The sequence below is a fragment of the Caecibacter sp. AF58-12pH5A genome (genome assembly GCF_027681725.1).
Taxonomy (GTDB): domain Bacteria; phylum Bacillota; class Negativicutes; order Veillonellales; family Megasphaeraceae; genus Megasphaera; species Megasphaera hominis.
In genome coordinates this window covers 44,350-48,050 of sequence record NZ_JAQDBC010000019.1, presented here as the reverse complement: position 1 = coordinate 48,050, position 3,701 = coordinate 44,350, and the positions used below count along the sequence as shown (strand labels likewise).

The following is a 3,701-nucleotide window of genomic DNA, read 5'->3' as shown; positions in this document are numbered from 1 at the left end:
ATGATGACAGGGAAAGAATACAAGGAAAGCCTGAAGAAACGCAATATCGTCGTTTATCTGCAGGGTAAGCGGATTCCGGCAGCAGAAGTACCGGACCATCCGTTCATCCGCGGCCACGTGAATTCCGCGGCTGTTACGTACGATATGGCCTGGAATCCGGCTTACGAAAACCTGATGACGGCTACGTCCCATCTGACGGGCAAAAAGATCAACCGCTTCACGCACATTCATCAGAGCGTAGAAGACCTGGTTAAAAAAGTAAAAATGCTGCGCATGCTGTCCTTAAAGACCGGTACATGCTACCAGCGCTGCGTTGGCTTTGATGCCATGAACGCAACGTACAGCACGACCTATGAAATGGACCAGAAATATGGCACGCAGTATCATGAACGCTTCAAGAAATTCCTCGAATACATCCAGGAAACGGACCATATGGTAGCCGGCGCTATGACGGACCCGAAGGGGGACCGCAGCAAACGGCCGAGCCAGCAGTCCGATCCGGATCTCTTCGTACACGTTGTAGAAAAGAACGATAAAGGTATCGTCATCCGCGGTGCCAAGGCCCACATGACGGGCATGGTAAACAGCCATGAAATGCTGATCATGCCGACCATGAGCCTGAAACCGGGCGACGAAGATTATGCCGTATGCTGTGCTTTGCCGGTAGACGCACCGGGGGTACTGCACATTTTTGGCCGCCAGAGCAATGATGGCCGTAAACTGGAAGGCGACATCGATCAGGGCAATGCCAAGTACGGGATCGTCGGCGGCGAATGCCTGACCGTCCTGAACGACGTCTTCGTACCGTGGGAACGCGTATTTATGTGCGGCGAAGTAGACTTTGCGGGCATGCTGGTTACGCGCTTTGCCAGCTACCACCGTCAGAACTACGGCGGCTGCAAGGGCGGCGTATCGGATATCGTCATCGGTGCCGCAGCGGTTATGGCCGACATGAACGGCTATTCGAAAGCCAGCCACATTAAGAGCAAGATCAACGAAATGATCCACCTGACGGAAACACTCTATGCCTGTTCCATTGCCTGCTCTGCTGAAGGGGTACAGCTGCCGAGCGGCCAGTATTTCGTCAACATGCTGCTGGCAAACGTAAGCAAGCACAACGTTACGCGCTACATTTATGAAATCGACCGTCTGGCCCAGGATATTGCCGGCGGCTTCATCGCAACGATGCCGAGCCAGGCTGATTTGGAAAGCCCGGAAATCGGCAAATACGTAGATAAATACTTCAAAGGCGTCGACGGCGTATCGACGGCAGACCGCATGCGCGTAGCCCGTCTGATCGAAGTCATGACCGGTGGTACGGCGCTGGTAGAAAGCATGCATGGTGCCGGCAGCCCGCAGGCCCAGGAAGTTATGTATTCGAAGCTGGCTAACCTGGACGCTAAGAAGAAAGCTGCCCTGGCCATTGCCGGTGTGAAAACGGAAGACTGAGCGTATATCAGCCAGTCCTTATATGACGTGTGTAATAGAAAATAGGTACATATGATGAGTTATAATAGTTCTTTAATCAAGAATATGGCCCTGTTGGATTGTTTTCAATCGGATGACGATGAGTATGGTATTGGCGATTTCAGTACCATGACAGGACAGCCTGAAAGTACCATACAGCGGTTGGTAAATACGATGGAATTCATGGGCCTTATTATCCAGAATCCTAAAAGTAAAAAATATAGGCTGTCCCTGCGCTTGCTCCGTATTCATACGGCATTACGATATACACCACAGTGGCTTGATCAGACGAAAAAAGAATTAGCATGGCTCCAAGGGAAAACACATGAAACGGTTAATTTAGGAATTCGCGTCGGCAGCGAGCTGGAGTACCTCGCCAAGGTAGATACAGATCGTCTGTTACGGCCCAATTTTATCTTAGGAAAACGGTATCCTCTGTGGTGCACCGGCTTGGGGCGCTGTCTCTTGTCCCATTTGTCTAAGGAAGAGATTCAGGACATTATGGAATATATACCAGCCTGTCCGGAGGGACAGATGCAGCCCAACTTCGAACACCTCTACACTACAATTCAGCAAGCCCGCACACAAGGATACTATTTAGATGATGAAGAATTTAGCCTGGGATTATACTGTATCGCCGCACCTGTGTTTGCGTCACCCGGTAAGGTCGTAGCCGCCGTCAGCGTGAGCGTGCCTAAGGCCCGGATTACGCCGGAATCGAGAGCGGACATGTTGCAATGTACACTCGCTGCGACGACGCGGATTTCTGAATTATATAAAGAAATTATGCAATTTTAAAGATGCATGAAATAGGAATGCAAGGAGGCATTTGTTATGGTAGCAACAAAAATGTTTGAATTAGGCAATAAACGTTCTGCCATCCGTTCTCTGTTTGATTATGGACAGGAACAGGCCAAAATTGTCGGTAAAGAAAACGTATTTGATTTTAGTATTGGCAACCCGACCGTACCGGCACCGGATTGCGTAAAAGAAACGATCATCGATCTTTTGAATACGTGCACCTCTGTAGAAATCAATGGCTATACGCCGGCACCGGGTGATCCGGAAGTACGGCAGAGCCTGGCTGATTATATGAATAAAACGTATGATGCCGGTGTCAAAGGAGCAAACTTCTATATGACCTGTGGCGCTTCGGCATCCCTGGCGATTACGCTTAAGAGCCTCGTAGAAGAAGAAGGCGATGAAATCGTCGTCATTGCGCCGTTCTTCCCGGAATACCGCGTGTTTATCAATAACGCCGGTGGCAAGCTGGTCATGGTACCGCCTGATACGGAACATTTCCAGCTGGATCTTGAAAAGCTGGCAGCAGCCCTGACGGTGAAGACGAAGGCCGTAATCATCAATACGCCGAATAATCCGTCCGGTACGGTATACTCAGCCGAAACGCTGGCCGGATTGGGTAATTTGTTAAAGGAAAAGTCAGCCCAATTGGGTCATCCCATTTATCTTATTTCCGATGAACCCTATCGTGAAATTATCTATGATGGGCTCCCCATCTTGTACGTACCTAAATTCTACGCCAATACGATCGTGTGCTATTCCTATAGTAAATCGTTGAGCCTGCCAGGCAACCGTGTAGGTTATATCCTCATTCCGGATGAAGTCGCAGGGTCCAAAGAATTATTTACGACCGTGTGTGGTGCCGGCCGCTCTATGGGCTTTGTCTGCGCCCCGAACCTGTACCAGAAGGTCGTAGGTAAATGCACAGGCCAGACCGGCGATGTAGGCATTTATGATGCCAATCGCAAACTCCTCTATAATGGTCTCACCGAAATCGGCTATGATTGCGTATATCCGTCGGGCGCTTTTTACCTGTTCCTGAAAGCACCGGATGGCAATTCCAATCAGTTCACAGAAAATGCCAAGAAATTCAACCTCCTCGTCGTACCGGGTGATGAATTTGGCTGCCCCGGATACAATCGCGTATCCTACTGCGTAGATCCGGATATGATCAAACGCTCCATGAAGGCCTTTAAGGAACTTTATGCCCTGTATCAGTAAGACCTGACTTAGTTTACTCCTCTTTTTACTATATGTTTCCACCTTATTCTGCTTATGCAACAAGCCGTACGTTCAGGCATATTCTGCCTGAGCGTACGGCTTGTTGTCGTTGTAAACGCTATATTAGGGAAAATACCCAACGGTACGAGTGAAGAATGATAAGATAATTCTTATTTTTTTTCTTGGCTGTATTTAAATAGTATATTGATCTG

The 3,701-nt window shown here is 49.0% G+C and carries 3 protein-coding genes; all 3 read left to right on the top strand.

Going from position 1 to position 3,701, the window contains the following annotated elements; all coding sequences use genetic code 11:
- Window positions 1-1,449, top strand: a 1,449-nt coding sequence (locus PGX44_RS09050; protein ID WP_498855127.1) for a 4-hydroxyphenylacetate 3-hydroxylase family protein, incomplete at its 5' end; no start/stop codon positions are given.
- A 51-nt stretch (window positions 1,450-1,500) separates the two neighbouring features.
- Window positions 1,501-2,265, top strand: coding sequence for an IclR family transcriptional regulator (locus tag PGX44_RS09045; RefSeq protein ID WP_498855126.1), 765 nt, complete (start codon window positions 1,501-1,503; stop codon window positions 2,263-2,265).
- Between the two features lie 36 nt (window positions 2,266-2,301).
- Window positions 2,302-3,489: a pyridoxal phosphate-dependent aminotransferase gene (locus PGX44_RS09040; RefSeq protein WP_498855125.1), complete on the top strand. Its 1,188-nt coding sequence runs from the start codon at window positions 2,302-2,304 to the stop codon at window positions 3,487-3,489.
- The last annotated feature ends 212 nt before the right edge of the window (window positions 3,490-3,701 follow it).

Bases quoted from the DNA above. Each gene is read 5' to 3' on its own strand.
- PGX44_RS09045 (WP_498855126.1), top strand. From the start codon at position 1,501: ATGATGAGTTATAATAGTTCTTTAATCAAGAATATGGCCCTGTTGGAT.
- PGX44_RS09040 (WP_498855125.1), top strand. From the start codon at position 2,302: ATGGTAGCAACAAAAATGTTTGAATTAGGCAATAAACGTTCTGCCATC.